Here is a 16,079-nt window from a genome sequence, read left to right as displayed (position 1 = left end):
CCAGCAAGGAGCAAGCAGATGACACTGGAAATCAAAACCGCATCGGTGGAGCCGATACGCCAGACCTTCGCCAATATCAGCCGCCGTTTCGGCGACAAGCCGGCGACCCGCTACCAGGAAGCCACCTACGATGTGCAGGCCGAGGCCAACTTCCATTACCGCCCCCTGTGGCAGCCGGAGAAGGAGCTCAACGACAAGAGCCGCACCGCCATCGAAATGGCCGACTGGTATGGCTTCCGGGATCCGCGCCAGTTCTATTACGGCGCCTATGTGCAGCAGCGGGCCCGGATGCAGGAAGGCGCCGAGAACAATTACGCCTTCTTCGAAAAACGTGAGCTGGCCGCCAACCTGGGCGACGAGCTGAAGGCCGCCATCACCCGCTTCCTGCTGCCCCTGCGCCATGTGGAGCAGGCCGCCAACCTCAACCATATGTACGGCGCCGACTACGGCTACGGCACCGCCATCACCCAGGCCCAGCTGTTCGCCGGCATGGACAGACTGGGCATGGCCCAGTACCTGTCCCGCATCGGCCTGCTGCTGGACGACAACAGCGGTGACGCCCTGGCCCGGGCCAAGGAGCACTGGATGAGCGATCCGACCTGGCAGGGGGTACGCGCCCTGTGCGAGGAAACCCTGGTCACCAAGGACTGGTTCGAGTTGTTCGTGGCCCAGGCTCTGGTGCTGGACACCCTGCTCAACGAACTGTTCTACCGCCAGCTCGACGCCTGGCTGGTGGCCAACGGCGGCCGCGACCTGGGCCTGCTCACCGAATTCATGCAGAACTGCCACAAGGATCTGGGCCGCTGGAGCGACAGCCAGTTCAAGATCGCCGCCGGCGAAAGCGAGCACAACCGCCGGCAGCTGCAGCAATGGGCCCAGAACTGGCGGAGCAAGGCCGCCGAAGCCCTGGCCCCCCTGGCCGGTGACATGCTGGGCGAAGGCGCCCTGGATGCCGCCCTCGTCGAACTCGACCAACGCATCGCCAAAGCCGGCCTCAACCAGTAAAGGAAGCAAGACCATGTCAAAGGTTTATCTCGCCCTGCAGGACAACGATATGTCCCGCTACATCGTCGAGGCCATCGAGGAAGACAACCCCGAGGCCACCATCAACCATCAGCCGGCGATGATCCGCATCGAAAACGAGGATCGGCTGGTGATCAAGCGGGCCACCGTCGAGGACAAGCTGGGCCGGGACTGGGACGTGCAGGAGCTGCACCTCAACCTGATCACCCTGGGCGGCAATGTGGATGAAGACGACGACCAGCTCACGCTGAGCTGGAACAGTTAAGGGAGGAACGACTCATGGCTGCAAAAAAACTGAACATCAAGGACAAGTACCGTCTGCTGACCCGGGATCTGGACTGGGAGTTTTCCTACCAGGACCGCAAGGAAGCCTTTCCCTTCGAGGAGTTCGAAGGCATCAAGATCACCGACTGGTCGAAGTGGGAAGACCCCTTCCGCCTGACCATGGACGCCTACTGGAAATACCAGGCCGAGAAGGAGAAGAAGCTGTACGCCATCTTCGACGCCTTCGCCCAGAACAATGGCCAGCTCAACATCTCGGATCCGCGCTACGTCAACGCCATCAAGATCTTCCTGACCGGGGTCAGCCCGCTGGAATACCAGGCGTACCAGGGCTACGCCCACGTGGGGCGCCAGTTCGGCGGCATCGGCGCGCGCATCGCCTGCCAGATGCAGTCCATTGACGAGCTGCGCCATGTGCAGACCCAGATCCACGCCATGAGCCACTACAACAAGTTCTTCGACGGCTTCCAGGACTGGACCCACATGCACGACCGGGTGTGGTATCTGTCGGTGCCCAAGTCCTTCTTCGAGGATGCCCGCTCCGCCGGCCCCTTCGAGTTCCTGCTGGCGATCAGCTTCTCGTTCGAATACGTGCTGACCAACCTGCTGTTCGTGCCCTTTATGTCCGGCGCCGCCCACAACGGCGACATGGCCACAGTCACCTTCGGCTTCAGCGCCCAGTCCGACGAGGCCCGTCACATGACCCTGGGGCTGGAGATCATCAAATTCCTGCTGGAGCAGCACGAAGACAACCTGCCCATAGTGCAGAAGTGGATCGACAAGTGGTTCTGGCGCGGCACCCGCTTGCTGTCCATCGTGGCCATGATGATGGACTACATGCTGCCCAACAAGGTGATGTCCTGGAAGGAGGCCTGGGAGGTGTACTTCGAGGAAGCCGGCGGCGCCCTGTTCAAGGATCTGGCCCGCTACGGCATCCGCATGCCCAAGTACAGCGAAGTGATCGAGAAGGAGAAGGAGCACATCTCCCACCAGGCCTGGTGGGTCTTCTACAACTTCGGCCACGCCGCCGGTTTCCATACCTGGATCCCCACCGACGAGGAGCTGGACTGGCTGAGCGAGAAGTACCCGGACACCTTCGACAAGTACTACCGCCCCCGCTGGGAGCTGGCCAAGCAGATGGAGGCCGAGGGCAAGCGCTTCTACAGCAACGGCCTGCCGCAACTGTGCCAGGTGTGCCAGGTGCCCATGACCTTTACCGAGATGGACAGCGATCCGGGCCAGATCAGCTACCGTTCCGCCATGCACGAAGGCGAGCGCTACCACATGTGCTCCGACGGCTGCCACGACATCTTCTGCGACGAGCCCGAGAAGTTCGTGCAGTCCTGGCTGCCGGTGCACCAGATACTGCAGGGCAACTGCGGCGGTCCGGGCCTGGAAGAGGTGCTGAGCGAGTACTACCGCATGAATGTCGGCGCCGACAACATGGACATGAAGGACTCGCCCGACGAGCGTCGTTGGAAACAGTGGAAAGGCGTGGCCTGACCCGGGCCTGGCAACCGGGGGCCCCGGCCCCCCAACAAGGAGACAGTTATCATGGCGGTTATCGCACTCAAGCAAGATTACAAGGGTGAAGTAAGGGACGCCCGGGCCAACTTCGGCGGCAATATCCTGGTGTACATCGGCTGGGATGAGCACCTGCTGTTCTGCTCGGCCAAGACCTTTCCCCTGCCCCCGGCCATGACCTTCGGCGATCTGCTGGACAAGGTGATGCCGGAAGGCTTCGGCCAGCACCCGGATTTCGCACAGATCGACTGGAGCCAGGTGCAGTGGCGGCTCAACGACGCACCGCTGCATCCCTCCCGGGAGCAGACCCTGGAGCAACTCGGCTTCGATCACAAGTCGCTGCTGCGATTCAAGACCCCGGGCCTGAACGGCTACAAGGGCACCGGCGTTTAAGGAGGCGTTATGAGCTACGAAGTCACCATTGAGCCCACCGGCGACGTGATCGAGGTGGAAGAGGGCCAGACCATACTGGACGCGGCCCTGCGTCAGGGTGTGTGGCTGCCCTTCGCCTGCGGCCACGGCACCTGCGGCACCTGCAAGGTGCAGGTGGTCGACGGTTTCGCCGACGTGGGCGAGGCCTCGCCCTTCGCCCTGATGGACGTGGAGCGGGAAGAAGGCAAGGTGCTGGCCTGCTGCTGCAAGCCCGAGTCCGATCTGGTGATCGAGGCCGACATCGACGTGGATCCCGACTTCGCCGGCCATCCGGTGGAGGACTACCAGGGCACCGTCACCGGGATCACCGCCCTCTCCCCCACCATCCGCGGCATCCGCATCGAGCTGGATCGGGACATGACTTTCCAGGCCGGCCAGTACATCAACCTGAAGGTGCCCGGGGTAACCGGCAGCCGCGCCTTCTCCCTGGCCAACCCGCCCGCCGCCAGGCGGGAGATAGAACTGCATGTGCGCAAGGTCGAGGGCGGCGCCGCCACCACCTGGCTGCACGAGGAGCTCAAGGTGGGCGACCGGCTGAGCCTCTCCGGCCCCTATGGCCAGTTCTTCGTGCGCAAGTCCGACGAGGGGGGCGCCATCTTTATCGCCGGCGGCTCCGGCCTGTCCAGCCCCCAGTCGATGATCCTGGATCTGCTGGCCGAGGGCGACCAGCGCCCCCTCTACCTGTTCCAGGGCGCGCGCAACGTCGCCGAGCTCTACAACCGGGCGCTGTTCGAGCGACTGGCCGCCGAGCACGACCACTTCCACTACATACCGGCGCTCAACGCCCCGCTGCCGGAGGACGACTGGCAGGGCTTCACCGGCTTCGTGCACGAGGCGGTGGCCGAGCATTTCGAGCAGCGCTGCGGCGGCAACAAGGCCTATCTGTGCGGGCCTCCGCCGATGATCGACGCCGCCATCACCACCCTGATGCAAAGCCGGCTGTTCGAGCGGGACATCCATATGGAACGGTTCTTCACCGCCGCCGACGGCGCCCAGGAGCAGCCCCGTTCCGCCCTGTTCAAGCGTATATAAGGACATACTGCCATGAAGAAGTTAAAAGCGGCCATCATAGGTCCGGGCAACATCGGCACCGACCTGCTGATGAAGATGCTGCGCTCCGACTGGATTGAGCCGGTCTGGATGGTCGGCATCGACCCCGGCTCCGAGGGCCTCAAGCGCGCCCGCGAGATGGGCATCAAGACCTGCGACACCGGCGTCGACGGCCTGCTGCCCCACGTGCTGGCGGACGATATCCGCATCGCCTTCGATGCCACCTCGGCCTATGTCCACGCCGAGAACAGCCGCAAGCTCAACGAACTGGGGGTCATCATGATTGACCTCACCCCCGCCGCCGTCGGCCCCTTCTGCGTGCCGCCGGTCAACCTCAAGCAGCACGCCGAAACGCTCGAGATGAACGTCAACATGGTCACCTGCGGCGGCCAGGCCACCATCCCCATGGTCGCCGCCGTGTCCCGGGTGCAGCCGGTCGCCTACGGCGAAATCATCGCCACCGTCGCCTCCCGCTCGGTCGGCCCCGGCACCCGCCAGAACATCGACGAGTTCACCCGCACCACCGCCGGCGCGGTGGAGTCGGTGGGCGGCGCCCGCCAGGGCAAGGCCATCATCATCATCAACCCGGCCGAGCCGCCGCTGATGATGCGCGACACCGTGCACTGCCTGGTGGACGGCGAGCCGGACCAGGCCGCCATCACCCGCTCGGTGCTGGACATGGTCGAGCAGGTGCGCCAGTACGTGCCCGGCTACACCCTGGTCAACGGCCCGGTGTTCGACGGCAACAAGGTGTCGATGTTCATGGAAGTGGCCGGCCTGGGCGATTTCCTGCCCACCTATGCCGGCAACCTGGACATCATGACCGCCGCCGCCCTGCGCACCGCCGAGCTGTTCGCCGAAGAAGCGGCCAGCGGCGCCATTCAACTGCCGGCCCGGGGCTAAGGAGACAAGCGAGATGAACCTGAACAACAAGAAGGTCGTGCTGCACGACATGAGCCTGCGCGACGGCATGCACGCCAAGCGTCACCAGATTTCCCTCGAGCAGATGGTGGCCATCGCCACCGGCCTGGACCAGGCCGGCATGCCGCTGATTGAAGTGACCCACGGCGACGGCCTGGGCGGCGCCTCGGTCAACTACGGCTTCCCCGCCCATGCCGACGAGGACTACCTCAAGGCGGTGGTGCCGCAGATGAAGCAGGCCAGGGTGTCGGCGCTGCTGCTGCCCGGCATCGGCACCGTCGACCACCTGCGCATGGCCCGGGACCTCGGCGTGAGCACCATCCGGGTGGCCACCCACTGCACCGAGGCGGACGTGTCCCAGCAACACATCGGCCTGGCCGCCAAGCTGGGCATGGACACCGTCGGCTTCCTGATGATGGCGCACATGGCCAGCCCGGAGAACATCCTGGAGCAGGCCCGGCTGATGGTCGACTACGGTGCCAACTGCATCTACGTCACCGACTCCGCCGGCTACATGCTGCCCGATGACGTGACCGCCCGCCTGGGGCTGCTGCGCGCCGAGCTGCCGGCGGCGGTGGAGTTGGGTTTCCACGGCCACCACAACATGGGCATGGCGGTGGCCAACTCCCTGGCGGCTCTCGAGGCCGGTGCCGTGCGCATCGACGGCTCGGTGGCGGGCCTGGGCGCCGGCGCCGGCAACACCCCGCTGGAAGTGCTGTGCGCGGTGCTCGACCGGCTGGGCGCCGACACCGGCATCGACCTGTACCGGATTATGGACGTGGCCGAAGACTTGGTGGTGCCGATGATGGACCAGCCCATCCGCGTCGACCGGGATGCGCTGACCCTGGGCTACGCCGGGGTGTACTCCTCCTTCCTGCTGTTTGCGAAGCAGGCCGAGGCCAAGTACGGCGTCTCCGCCCGCGACATCCTGGTGGAGCTGGGTCGTCGCGGTACCGTCGGCGGCCAGGAAGACATGATTGAAGATCTGGCCCTGACCCTGGCCAAACAACAAGGACTGAAGTGATGAGCAAGCTGACCCAAGCACAGATTGAACACCTGGCCGAGCACCTGGAAACCGCCGAGCTCGAGGCCTATGAGGTGACCAAAATCACCGACGACTACCCCGAGATGAGCTACCAGGATGCGTTCGACATCCAGTGGGAAATCCGCCGCCGCAAGGAAGCCAGGGGCACCAAGATAGTGGGCATGAAGATGGGCCTGACCTCCTGGGCCAAGATGGCGCAGATGGGGGTGGAGCATCCCTGCTACGGCTTCCTGGCCGACTACTTCAGCGTGCCGGACGGTGGCGACATCAAGTTCGATGAGCTTATCCACCCCAAGATTGAAGCCGAGCTGGCGTTCGTCACCAAGCAGGAGCTGAAGGGCCCGGGTTGCCACATCGGCGACGTGCTGCGCGCCACCGACTTCGTGCTGCCGGCGGTGGAAGTCATCGACTCCCGCTACCAGGACTTCAAGTTCGACCTGAAGAGCGTGATTGCCGACAACTCCAGCTCCAGCCGTTTTATCACCGGCGGGCGCATGGCCGAGGCGAGCGAGCTGGACCTGAAGACCCTGGGCGTGGTGATGGAAGTCAACGGCGAAGTGGTGCAGACCGGCGCGGGCGCGGCGGTGCTGGGCCACCCGGCGGCCTCGGTGGCGATGCTGGCCAACATGCTGGCCGAGCGCGGCGAGGTCATTCCGGCGGGCAGCTTCATCATGATTGGCGCCATCACCGCGGCGGTGCCGGTGCAGAAGGGCGACAGCTTTGTGGTGCACTACCAGGGGCTGGGCAGCCTCAGCGGGCGGGTGGTGTAACCGCCGCCGCGACCGCCTGACAGCGCGATAACGTGACAAACAACAGAGCCACATAAGGAGACGCCGCCATGCCGATAGTACAGGTGAACATGATGGAAGGGCGCAGCGACGCCCAGAAGGAAGCGGTTATCGAGGAAGTGACCGCCGCCCTGGTACGGGCGCTGGATGCGCCACGGGAGTCGGTGCGGGTGCTGATTAACGAGCTGCCCAAGCAGCACTTCGGCATCGGCGGCCAGTCGGCCAACAAGTTGGGGCGTTAGCCGCGATTGTCCCCCGGACACTGACTACAAGCCCGATAGCAAGCAATTCACAGGAGGCCAGGATGCGCCACTACACCATCACCCTGCACCACCCGGACAAGCCCTGCGAGCAGTTCCGGGTCACCCCCGGGCAAAGCCTGCTCGCCGGGGCCGAAACCGGGCTCCAGCGGCCGGTGCCGGTGGGCTGCCGCGGCGGTGGCTGCGGCCTGTGCCGGGTGCGCATCCTGCAGGGCCCCTACCAACGGCAATGCATGAGTCGCCGCTACGTCGGCCCCGGGCAGGCCGAGCAGGGTTATGCCCTGGCCTGCAAGGTGCTGCCCGAGGGCGACCTGGATATCGAGCTGGCCACCCCCTGCCCGGACACCCCGGCGGCCCGGTTTTGCAATGGACATGGATAAAGGAGTAAGGACGATGAAAAAAGGTGTAATCCGCCCCGGCCACGTGCAACTGCGCGTGATGAACATGAATGACGCCCTGGCCCACTACCGGGACCTGCTCGGCCTGATTGAAACCGACCGGGACGACCAGGGCCGGGTCTACCTCAAGGGCTGGACCGAAGTGGACCAGTTCTCGGTGGTGCTGCGCGAGGCCGACGAGCCCGGCATGGACTTGATGGCGTTCAAGGTGCTGGACGAGGCCACCCTCGACACACTGCACCAGGACCTGCTCGCCTACGGCGTGGCGGTGGAGGAAATCCCGGCCGGCGAGCTCAAGGGCTGCGGCCGCCGGCTGCGCTTCGTCGCCCCCACCGGCCACCACTTCGAGCTGTTCGCCAGCAAGGCCCAGCCCGGCCGCTACGGCATCGGCAACCACAACCCGGAAGCCTGGCCGCGCGACCTCCAGGGCATGAAAGCCCAGCGCTTCGACCACTGCCTGCTGTACGGCGACGACCTGGACGGCACCTATAAGCTGTTCCACGAGGTGCTCGGCTTCGACCTGTGCGAGCAGGTGCTGACCCCGGACGGCGAACGGGTGGCCCAGTTCCTCACCGTGTCGATGAAATCCCACGACGTGGCCTTTATCAAGCACGCGGAGAAGAACAAGTTCCACCATGCCTCCTTCTTCCTGGAAACCTGGGAAGACGTGCTGCGCGCCGGCGACCTGATTTCGATGACCAACACCGCCATCGACATCGGCCCGACCCGCCACGGCATCACCCACGGCCAGACCATCTACTTCTTCGACCCCTCGGGCAACCGCAACGAGGTGTTCTGCGGCGGCGACGCCTTCTACCCGGACCACCCGCCCATCACCTGGGACGCGGACAAGCTGGGCAAGGCCATCTTCTACCACGACCGCCAGCTGAACGAACGCTTCCTGACCGTGCTGACCTGAGCCGGAAGCAGGAAGTAAACAGCGAGCAGCGCACCGCAACATACTGTCACTCCCGCGCAGGCGGGAGTCCAGGCCCCGGGCGCCGGGGCAACCCATGACGAGAGCAACACCATGAACGAATTCAAGCACTTTATCAACGGCGAGTACGTCGCCTCCCGCAGCGGCAAGACCTTCGACAACCGCTGCCCGGTGGACAACAGCCTTATCGGCCGGGTGCACGAGGCCGGGCGCGACGAGGTCGACGCCGCGGTCAAGGCCGCCAAGGCCGCGCTGAAGGGCCCCTGGGGCCAACTCACCCAGGCCCAGCGCACCGCCCTGCTGCACAAGGTCGCCGACCGCATCAACGAACGCTTCGACGAATTCCTCGCGGCCGAGTGCCGCGACACCGGCAAGCCCTACCGCATCGCCAGCCACATCGACATCCCGCGCGGCGCCGCCAACTTCACCGCCTTCGCCGAGACCCTGGCCAACCACCCCACCGAGGGCTTCCGCCTGGACACCCCGGACGGTTTGGGCGCGCTCAACGTCGGCCACCGCAGCCCCAAGGGGGTCATCGCCGTTATCTCCCCCTGGAACCTGCCGCTGCTGCTGATGACCTGGAAGGTGGGCCCGGCCCTGGCCTGCGGCAACACCGTGGTGGTTAAGCCCTCGGAAGAAACCCCCGCCACCACCACCCTGCTGGGGGAGGTGATGAACGAGTGCGGGGTGCCGCCCGGGGTGTTCAACGTGGTGCACGGCTTCGGCCCCGACTCCGCCGGTGAATTCCTCACCAGCCACCCGCTGGTGGACGCCATCACCTTCACCGGCGAGACCCGCACCGGCGAGGCCATCATGAAGGCCGCCGCCGTGGGCCTGCGCAATATCTCGCTGGAGTGCGGCGGCAAGAACCCCGGCATCGTGTTCGCCGACTGCGACCTGGAGAAGGCGGTGGAGGGCACCATGCGCTCGGCCTTCGTCAACGGCGGCCAGGTGTGCCTGGGCACCGAGCGGGTGTACGTGGAGCGGCCCGTGTTCGACGCCTTCCTGGCGCGGATGAAGGAAGAGGTGGCCAAGCTGAAACTGGGCCGGCCGCAAGACCCGCAGGCCAACTTCGGCCCGCTGGTGAGCCAGGAGCACCGGGACAAGGTGCTGTCCTACTACCGGCTGGCGGTGGAAGAAGGCGCCACCGTGGAAATCGGCGGCGGCATCCCGGACATGGGGCCCGAGCTGAACGACGGTGCCTGGGTCGAGCCGACCATCTGGACCGGCCTGAGCGACGACGCCCGGGTCATTCGCGAGGAAATCTTCGGGCCCTGCTGCCACATCCGGCCGTTCGACAGCGAAGAGGAAGTCATCGCCCTGGCCAACGACACCGACTATGGCCTGGCGGCGGCCATCTGGACCGAGAGCAGCAGCCGGGCGCTGCGGGTGGCGGAGCAGATGGAAGCGGGCATCGTGTGGGTGAACAGCTGGTTCCTGCGTGACCTGCGCACCGCCTTCGGCGGCGCCAAGCAGTCCGGCATCGGCCGGGAGGGCGGGGTGCACGGCCTGGAGTTCTACACCGAGCTGAAGAACATCTGCATCAAGTTGTAAGGGGGACGTATGAACCAGCAACAGATTATCCAGTACGGCGACGAGCTCTACCGGGCCCTGCGCCAGCGCGAGACCCTGGCGCCACTCACCGGCCGCGCCGCCGACATCAGCATCGACGATGCCTATCACATCTCGCTGCACCTGCTCGACCGCCGCCTGGCCGACGGCGAGCGGGTCATCGGCAAGAAAATCGGGCTCACCTCCCGGGCGGTGCAGACCATGCTCAAGGTGGACCAGCCGGACTTCGGCTTCCTCACCGACGCCATGGTGTACAGCCAGGGTCAGGACGTGCCCATCAGCGAGCAGCTTATCCAGCCGCGGGCCGAGGGCGAAATCGCCTTTATCCTCAAGCGCGACCTGATGGGACCGGGGGTCACCGCCGCCGACGTGCTGGCCGCCACCGAGTGCCTGCTGCCCTGCTTCGAGGTGGTGGACTCGCGCATCGAAAACTGGCAGATAAAAATCCAGGACACCATTGCCGACAACGCCTCTTGCGGGGTGTTCGTGCTGGGCGACACCGCGGTGAGCCCGCGCAAGCTCGACCTGGCCAGCTGCGGCATGGTGGTGGAAAAGAACGGTGCTATCATCAGCACCGGTGCCGGGGCGGCGGCCCTGGGCAGCCCGGTGAACTGCGTGGCCTGGCTGGCCAACACCTTAGGGAAGCGCGGCATCGGGCTGAAGGCGGGGGAGGTTATCCTGTCGGGTGCGCTGGTACCGCTGGAGCCGGTGCAGGCGGGGGACCATATGACGGTGTCCGTCGGCGGCATCGGCAGCGCCTCGGTGCGCTTTAGCTGAGAGCGTGGGCCCTGCCCGCGATGGCGGGGCCAGGCGTCACAGTATCCACACAAAAAACACCAGCCTGTTTACAGCGACGCTCTCCATGGTCTAAATAGAAGGCTCCTTGCGGATCTCCGGGCCCGGTGCCCGGATTACTGGGGCTTTTTATGGATATCAATGCTCTGCAAACCCTGTTGTTCGTACCGGCCAACCGGCCGGAACGCTATGAAAAAGCGCAGGCTGCCGGCGCCGACGCCGTCATCATCGATCTGGAAGACGCGGTGCCGGCGGCGGAAAAAGACTCGGCTCGTGCCACCCTGGCCGGCTGGCTGGACGGACGGCCTCCCGCCTCGGTGCTGGTGCGCATCAATGGCACCGGCAGCCCCTGGTTCACCCAGGACACTATTCTTTGCCGCTCCCCCGCCATCGCCGCCATAGTGGTGCCCAAGGCCGAGGAGCCCGATGCCCTGGCCGAGCTGGCCAACATCACCGACAAGCCCCTGCTGCCCTTTATCGAGTCGGCCCTGGCCTTCGCCCGCCTCGATAAAATTGCCGCCGCCACCGGCGTGAAAAGGCTGTTGTTCGGCAAACTGGATTTGGCGGTGGATCTGGGCATGGACTACCCACCACCGGAAGGTAACCCCCACGACGAATCGGCCTTCCTGTTCGCCCGCAGCCAACTGGTGATGGCTTCCCGCGCCCACGGCCTGGCGGCGCCGCTGGATGCGATTTACACCGGTATCCACGACCAGGAGGGGTTGGCGAACTATGCTCGCCAGGCCATGAAGCTGGGGTTCGGCGGCGTGTTGCTGATCCATCCCAAGCAGGTGGAGCCGGCGCAAGGGGCCATGGCGCCCACCGAGGCCCAAATCGCCTGGGCCAGGCGCATCCTGGAAGCGGAGCTGAGGGTGAACGGCGCCGTGGTGGCGGTGCAGGGCAATATGGTGGATGCCCCCATCATGGTCCGGGCCAGGCGCATTTTAAAGGAAGCGGTAGAAAACTAGCTCCCAAAAACCAAGGGGCGGCCAAAGACCGCCCCTTCTATTCCTGCGCTTACATATTCTGCTGCACGTCTCTGGCAGCCTCTTCCACGACCTCTCCGCCTCGCTGGATGTCCTTGCCGGCGCCGGCAAAGGTATTGCAACCGGCCAGCCCGGTGATAAGACCCATCGTCATCAGCAGTGCCATCATTTTCTTGATCATCATTAGCCTTCCTTATTTTCCGGGTTTAACGACCACTCAATATTATAGACTCAATCGCGGAATATCCCCGTTCCTCAAGCGGCGCCTTGTGAGCAGGGCACCATGCCGCCCACACTCAGTGCCCCCCATGACTCATCATGGAAATGTCACCCCTAGCCGCTATCATGTTGCAGTGCATTTTTATCGAGAGACATCCATGCTTCAGGTATTCTGGCAGTTCTTCAAACTCGGCTGGGTCAGCTTCGGGGGCCCGGCCGCCCATATCGGTTATTTTCAGCGTCATTTCGTGCAACAGCTCGGCTGGATCCCACAGGATCGCTTCGCCTCCACCCTGGCCCTGTGCCAGTTCCTGCCCGGGCCGGCCTCCAGCCAGTTAGGCTTCGCCATCGGCTACCAGCGTGCCGGCCTGGGCGGTGCCGTCGCCGCCTTCATCGGCTTCACCCTGCCCTCCTTCCTGCTGATGCTGGGCCTGGCCCTGGCCGGCCAGGCTTGGGCCAGCCAGCCCGCCACCCTGGCGGCGGTCGCCGGCCTCAAGCTGTTCGCCCTGGTGGTGGTGGCCGACGCGGTGCTGACCATGGCCGGCCAGTTCTGCCGCCAGCGGCTGACCCTGGCGCTGGCGGTGGGCACCGCCGCCCTGCTGTGGCTGATGCCCGGGCTGTTCGCCCAGTTCGCCGCCCTGCTGGCGGCGGCCCTGGTGGGGGCCCTGTGGCTGCAAAAAACGGGGGGGGACAGCCACCGGAAAATAGCCCCCAACTGGCCCTTTCTGTTGCTGTTCGCCGGCCTCTTTCTGCTGCCCTGGCTGCTGCATCTGGACGGCACCGCCCGGATCTTCGCCGACTTCTACCAGGCCGGCAGCCTGGTGTTCGGCGGCGGCCATGTGGTGCTGCCGCTGCTGCAGGGGCTGCTGGGTGAGCGGATCAGCAATGAAGCCTTCCTCACCGGCTACGCCGCCGCCCAGGCCATGCCCGGCCCCATGTTCACCCTGGCCACCTTTCTCGGCGCCGAACTGTGGCCGGCCGCGCCGGTGCTGGGCGCCCTGGCGGCCACCTTCGGGGTGTTCCTGCCCGGCTTCCTGCTGCTGCTGGCGCTGCAGCACGGCTGGCAGGCATTGGCGGCCCGGCCGCTGATGGCCGGCGCCGTCACCGGCATCAACGCCGCCGTGGTGGGATTGTTGCTGGCGGCGCTGTACCAGCCGGTGTTCGTCAGCAGCGTCACCGGCGCCCCGGCCCTGGCGGCCGCCGCCCTGGGGCTGCTGGCCCTGCGGGTGTTCAAGTGCCCGCTGCTGGTGCTGATCCCGGCCTTTATGCTGCTGGGGTTCTGGCTGTAGTAGAGCCCCGGCTTAGCGCCTGTTTACGATCTTTGCAAAGCCGCCTGATAGCAGTGCCAGCAAGCGGCTGCCAGCTCACAGCTTCACCCTTTTCAGGCGCAGCGCGTTGCCCACCACGAAGACGCTGGACATGGCCATGGCGCCCGCCGCCACCATGGGTGACAACAGCAGCCCCAGAGCCGGGTAGAGGGCACCCGCCGCCAGCGGAATAAGGCTGGCGTTGTAGGCGAAGGCCCAGAACAGGTTCTGGCGGATATTGCGCAGGGTGGCCCGGCTGATGGCCAGGGCATTGGGCACGGCACGCAGATCCCCGCCCATCAGCACCACTTCCGCCGCTTCGATGGCGATGTCGGTGCCGGTACCGATGGCGATGCCCACCTCCGCCTCGGCCAGGGCCGGGGCGTCGTTGATGCCATCGCCCACGAAGGCCACGGCCCCGAAGCGCGCACGCAACGCCTGCAACGCCGCCACCTTGCCATCCGGCATCACCTCGGCCACCACCTCGTCGATACCGAGCTCGGCGGCGATGGCCCCGGCGGTGCGCCTATTGTCGCCGGTGATCATGGCCACCTTCAATCCCAGCCGGTGCAGGGCGGAGATGGCCTCGGGCGAGCCCTCTTTGACCGGATCCGCCACCGCGATAACGCCCGCCAGGCGGCCGTCGACCACCGCATAAAGCGGGCTCTTGCCGACCGAAGCCAGGGCGGCGGCCGCTTCGCTCACTTCATCCAGAGTCAGGCCCAGTTGCTCAAGGTAGCGATCGGCCCCCACCTGCACCCGCCGGCCGGCGACGATGGCGGCCACCCCCAGCCCTGGCAGCGCCTCGAACTGTTGCGGCTCGACCAGGGCCAGGCCCCGCTCTTGGGCCGCCCGGACGATGGCCTCGGCGATGGGATGCTCGGACTGCTGTTCCACCGCGGCCACCAGGGCCAGCACCTCGGCCTCGTCGAAGCCCGGTTGCAGCAGCAGATCGGTCAGCTCCGGCCGGCCCCGGGTCAGGGTGCCGGTCTTGTCCAGGGCAATGACCTTCGCTCCGCGCAGGCTTTGCAGCGCCTGGCCCTTGCGGAACAATATGCCCATGTCGGCGGCCCGGCCGGTGCCGACCATGATGGAAGTGGGCGTGGCCAGACCCATGGCGCAGGGACAGGCGATGATCAGCACCGCCACAGCGTTGACCAGGGCGAAGGTCAGCGCGGGGCTCGGCCCCAGCCACAGCCACAGCAGGAAGGTCAGCACCGCCACCGTCATCACTACCGGCACGAACACGGCGGTAACCCTGTCCACCAGCGCCTGGATCGGCAGCTTGGCGCCCTGGGCCTGCTCCACCATGCGCACTATCTGGGCCAGCAGGGTATCGGCTCCCACCTTGACGGCCTCAAAGCTGAGGGCGCCGTTCTTGTTGACGGTACCACCCACCACCTCGTCTCCCGCCTGCTTGGCCACCGGCACCGGCTCGCCGGTGAGCATGGACTCGTCCACGTAGGAGCTGCCCTCGAGCACGCGCCCGTCCACCGGTATCCGTTCCCCCGGGCGCACCTGTACCTGGTCCCCCGCCCGCACCTCGGCCAGGGGCAGTTCCCGCCACTCGTCCTGACGCCATACCCGGGCGGTCTTGACCTGCAGGCTCAGCAGGCGCTGTATCGCCTCGCCGGTGCGTCCCCTGGCCCTGGCCTCCAGATAACGACCGAGCAGGATCAGGGTCACGATCACCGTCGCCGCCTCGTAATAGACATGGCGGGTGCCTTCCGGCAGCCAGTGGCCGGCAAAGGTGGCCACCACCGAAAAACCCCAGGCGGACAGGGTGCCCAGGGCCACCAGGGAGTTCATGTCCGGCGCGCCGCGCATCAGCGCCGGCAGCCCCTTCTGCAGAAAACGCAGGCCGGGACCGAACAGCACCAGGCTGGCGAGCACGAACTGGATGCCCCAGTTAAGCGGCCGGCCCAGGGTCTGTTCTATCCAATGATGCATGCCGGGCACCACATGGGCGCCCATCTCCAGCACGAAGACGGGCAGCGTCAGCACCGCCGCCAGCCAGAAGGCCCGCTTGAGGCCAAGCTGTTCCTGCTCTCGCCGCCGGCTGTCGTCTTCCCGCTCGGCGGACAGGGGGGCGGCGTCGTAGCCAGCCCGGCGAATGGCCTCGACCAGGCTGACCGCGTCCTGGTTGCCGGCCAACACCTCCACCCGGGCCTGCTCGGCGGCCAGGTTGACGCCGGCCGACAACACCCCGGGCAAGCCGGCAAGTGCCTTCTCCACCCGGCCCACGCAGGAGGCACAGCTCATGCCGATGATGGCAAGCTCCAACCGCTCGGTGCGGCTGTGGTAACCGGCCTTTTCCAGGGCGGCGACCAGGGTCGCGGGGGCGACGTCCCGCGCCAGGATCAGTTCGGCGCTTTCCGCGGCCAGGTTGACCGACGCCGACTGCACCCCGGGCGTGGCGAGCAGCGCCTTTTCCACCCGCCGCACGCAGGAGGCGCAGCTCATGCCCTCTATCGGCAGTTTGAGGTGGAGCTCGTCAAGAAAAGCGGCTTGAGGCAGTGCAGTCATGGTGGAATTCCTTG

General features: G+C 66.0%; 17 protein-coding genes. 15 read left to right on the top strand and 2 right to left on the bottom strand.

Going from position 1 to position 16,079, the window contains the following annotated elements:
• Positions 1 to 18: 18 nt before the first annotated feature.
• The 14 genes from ACEVBK_RS04840 to ACEVBK_RS04775 all read left to right on the top strand — a co-directional run bounded on the left by ACEVBK_RS04840 (position 19) and on the right by ACEVBK_RS04775 (position 11,995).
• Positions 19 to 1,005, top strand: coding sequence for an aromatic/alkene monooxygenase hydroxylase subunit beta (locus ACEVBK_RS04840; protein WP_375057464.1), 987 nt, complete (start codon positions 19 to 21; stop codon positions 1,003 to 1,005).
• 13 nt (positions 1,006 to 1,018) lie between these two features.
• Positions 1,019 to 1,288, top strand: coding sequence for an MmoB/DmpM family protein (locus ACEVBK_RS04835; protein ID WP_375057463.1), 270 nt, complete (start codon positions 1,019 to 1,021; stop codon positions 1,286 to 1,288).
• 14 nt (positions 1,289 to 1,302) lie between these two features.
• Positions 1,303 to 2,808, top strand: a complete 1,506-nt coding sequence (locus tag ACEVBK_RS04830) for an aromatic/alkene/methane monooxygenase hydroxylase/oxygenase subunit alpha (RefSeq protein ID WP_375057462.1) — start codon at positions 1,303 to 1,305, stop codon at positions 2,806 to 2,808.
• A 51-nt stretch (positions 2,809 to 2,859) separates the two neighbouring features.
• Positions 2,860 to 3,222, top strand: coding sequence for a phenol hydroxylase subunit P4 (locus tag ACEVBK_RS04825; RefSeq protein ID WP_375057461.1), 363 nt, complete (start codon positions 2,860 to 2,862; stop codon positions 3,220 to 3,222).
• 9 nt (positions 3,223 to 3,231) lie between these two features.
• Complete coding sequence (locus ACEVBK_RS04820; RefSeq protein WP_375057460.1) at positions 3,232 to 4,293, top strand: NADH:ubiquinone reductase (Na(+)-transporting) subunit F; 1,062 nt, start codon at positions 3,232 to 3,234, stop codon at positions 4,291 to 4,293.
• 12 nt (positions 4,294 to 4,305) lie between these two features.
• Positions 4,306 to 5,214: an acetaldehyde dehydrogenase (acetylating) gene (locus ACEVBK_RS04815; protein WP_375057459.1), complete on the top strand. Its 909-nt coding sequence runs from the start codon at positions 4,306 to 4,308 to the stop codon at positions 5,212 to 5,214.
• Positions 5,215 to 5,227: 13 nt separating this feature from the next.
• Positions 5,228 to 6,256: a 4-hydroxy-2-oxovalerate aldolase gene (gene dmpG / locus ACEVBK_RS04810; protein ID WP_375057458.1), complete on the top strand. Its 1,029-nt coding sequence runs from the start codon at positions 5,228 to 5,230 to the stop codon at positions 6,254 to 6,256.
• Complete coding sequence (dmpH, locus tag ACEVBK_RS04805; RefSeq protein ID WP_375057457.1) at positions 6,256 to 7,047, top strand: 2-oxo-3-hexenedioate decarboxylase; 792 nt, start codon at positions 6,256 to 6,258, stop codon at positions 7,045 to 7,047. The genes dmpG and dmpH overlap by 1 nt, the downstream gene beginning before the upstream one ends.
• Before the next feature lie 68 nt (positions 7,048 to 7,115).
• Positions 7,116 to 7,307, top strand: a complete 192-nt coding sequence (locus tag ACEVBK_RS04800) for a 2-hydroxymuconate tautomerase (RefSeq protein WP_375057456.1) — start codon at positions 7,116 to 7,118, stop codon at positions 7,305 to 7,307.
• Between the two features lie 62 nt (positions 7,308 to 7,369).
• The gene (locus ACEVBK_RS04795) at positions 7,370 to 7,705 is read left to right on the top strand and encodes a 2Fe-2S iron-sulfur cluster-binding protein (protein ID WP_375057454.1); all 336 of its coding nucleotides are present in this window, start codon (positions 7,370 to 7,372) and stop codon (positions 7,703 to 7,705) included.
• A gap of 13 nt (positions 7,706 to 7,718) precedes the next feature.
• The gene (locus tag ACEVBK_RS04790) at positions 7,719 to 8,642 is read left to right on the top strand and encodes a catechol 2,3-dioxygenase (RefSeq protein ID WP_375057453.1); all 924 of its coding nucleotides are present in this window, start codon (positions 7,719 to 7,721) and stop codon (positions 8,640 to 8,642) included.
• Between the two features lie 111 nt (positions 8,643 to 8,753).
• Positions 8,754 to 10,214 (top strand): 2-hydroxymuconic semialdehyde dehydrogenase, encoded by a 1,461-nt coding sequence (locus tag ACEVBK_RS04785; RefSeq protein WP_375057452.1) that lies wholly within the window; start codon positions 8,754 to 8,756, stop codon positions 10,212 to 10,214.
• 9 nt (positions 10,215 to 10,223) lie between these two features.
• Positions 10,224 to 11,009: a 2-oxopent-4-enoate hydratase gene (dmpE, locus tag ACEVBK_RS04780; protein ID WP_375057451.1), complete on the top strand. Its 786-nt coding sequence runs from the start codon at positions 10,224 to 10,226 to the stop codon at positions 11,007 to 11,009.
• 149 nt (positions 11,010 to 11,158) lie between these two features.
• A complete protein-coding gene (locus tag ACEVBK_RS04775) occupies positions 11,159 to 11,995 on the top strand; it encodes an HpcH/HpaI aldolase/citrate lyase family protein (protein WP_375057450.1) in 837 nt (278 codons plus the stop codon).
• Between the two features lie 49 nt (positions 11,996 to 12,044).
• Here the strand turns inward: ACEVBK_RS04775 and ACEVBK_RS04770 are convergent, their stop codons facing one another.
• The gene (locus tag ACEVBK_RS04770) at positions 12,045 to 12,197 is read right to left on the bottom strand and encodes an entericidin A/B family lipoprotein (protein WP_375057449.1); all 153 of its coding nucleotides are present in this window, start codon (positions 12,195 to 12,197) and stop codon (positions 12,045 to 12,047) included.
• 193 nt (positions 12,198 to 12,390) lie between these two features.
• Here ACEVBK_RS04770 and chrA point away from each other — a divergent pair, with 193 nt between their 5' ends.
• Positions 12,391 to 13,521: a chromate efflux transporter gene (gene chrA, locus ACEVBK_RS04765; RefSeq protein ID WP_375057448.1), complete on the top strand. Its 1,131-nt coding sequence runs from the start codon at positions 12,391 to 12,393 to the stop codon at positions 13,519 to 13,521.
• 75 nt (positions 13,522 to 13,596) lie between these two features.
• Here the strand turns inward: chrA and ACEVBK_RS04760 are convergent, their stop codons facing one another.
• Positions 13,597 to 16,065 (bottom strand): heavy metal translocating P-type ATPase, encoded by a 2,469-nt coding sequence (locus ACEVBK_RS04760; protein ID WP_375057447.1) that lies wholly within the window; start codon positions 16,063 to 16,065, stop codon positions 13,597 to 13,599.
• Positions 16,066 to 16,079: the final 14 nt, after the last annotated feature.

This window comes from Zobellella sp. DQSA1 (assembly GCF_041950555.1).
Taxonomy (GTDB): domain Bacteria; phylum Pseudomonadota; class Gammaproteobacteria; order Enterobacterales; family Aeromonadaceae; genus Oceanimonas.
The sequence above is the reverse complement of the archived record's forward strand: the minus strand, read 5'-3'. Positions and strand labels throughout refer to the sequence as shown.

Coding starts and splice junctions, on each gene's coding strand:
- ACEVBK_RS04840 (WP_375057464.1), top strand. CDS start 19: ATGACACTGGAAATCAAAACCGCATCGGTGGAGCCGATACGCCAGACC.
- ACEVBK_RS04835 (WP_375057463.1), top strand. CDS start 1,019: ATGTCAAAGGTTTATCTCGCCCTGCAGGACAACGATATGTCCCGCTAC.
- ACEVBK_RS04830 (WP_375057462.1), top strand. CDS start 1,303: ATGGCTGCAAAAAAACTGAACATCAAGGACAAGTACCGTCTGCTGACC.
- ACEVBK_RS04825 (WP_375057461.1), top strand. CDS start 2,860: ATGGCGGTTATCGCACTCAAGCAAGATTACAAGGGTGAAGTAAGGGAC.
- ACEVBK_RS04820 (WP_375057460.1), top strand. CDS start 3,232: ATGAGCTACGAAGTCACCATTGAGCCCACCGGCGACGTGATCGAGGTG.
- ACEVBK_RS04815 (WP_375057459.1), top strand. CDS start 4,306: ATGAAGAAGTTAAAAGCGGCCATCATAGGTCCGGGCAACATCGGCACC.
- dmpG (WP_375057458.1), top strand. CDS start 5,228: ATGAACCTGAACAACAAGAAGGTCGTGCTGCACGACATGAGCCTGCGC.
- dmpH (WP_375057457.1), top strand. CDS start 6,256: ATGAGCAAGCTGACCCAAGCACAGATTGAACACCTGGCCGAGCACCTG.
- ACEVBK_RS04800 (WP_375057456.1), top strand. CDS start 7,116: ATGCCGATAGTACAGGTGAACATGATGGAAGGGCGCAGCGACGCCCAG.
- ACEVBK_RS04795 (WP_375057454.1), top strand. CDS start 7,370: ATGCGCCACTACACCATCACCCTGCACCACCCGGACAAGCCCTGCGAG.
- ACEVBK_RS04790 (WP_375057453.1), top strand. CDS start 7,719: ATGAAAAAAGGTGTAATCCGCCCCGGCCACGTGCAACTGCGCGTGATG.
- ACEVBK_RS04785 (WP_375057452.1), top strand. CDS start 8,754: ATGAACGAATTCAAGCACTTTATCAACGGCGAGTACGTCGCCTCCCGC.
- dmpE (WP_375057451.1), top strand. CDS start 10,224: ATGAACCAGCAACAGATTATCCAGTACGGCGACGAGCTCTACCGGGCC.
- ACEVBK_RS04775 (WP_375057450.1), top strand. CDS start 11,159: ATGGATATCAATGCTCTGCAAACCCTGTTGTTCGTACCGGCCAACCGG.
- ACEVBK_RS04770 (WP_375057449.1), bottom strand. CDS start 12,197: ATGATGATCAAGAAAATGATGGCACTGCTGATGACGATGGGTCTTATC.
- chrA (WP_375057448.1), top strand. CDS start 12,391: ATGCTTCAGGTATTCTGGCAGTTCTTCAAACTCGGCTGGGTCAGCTTC.
- ACEVBK_RS04760 (WP_375057447.1), bottom strand. CDS start 16,065: ATGACTGCACTGCCTCAAGCCGCTTTTCTTGACGAGCTCCACCTCAAA.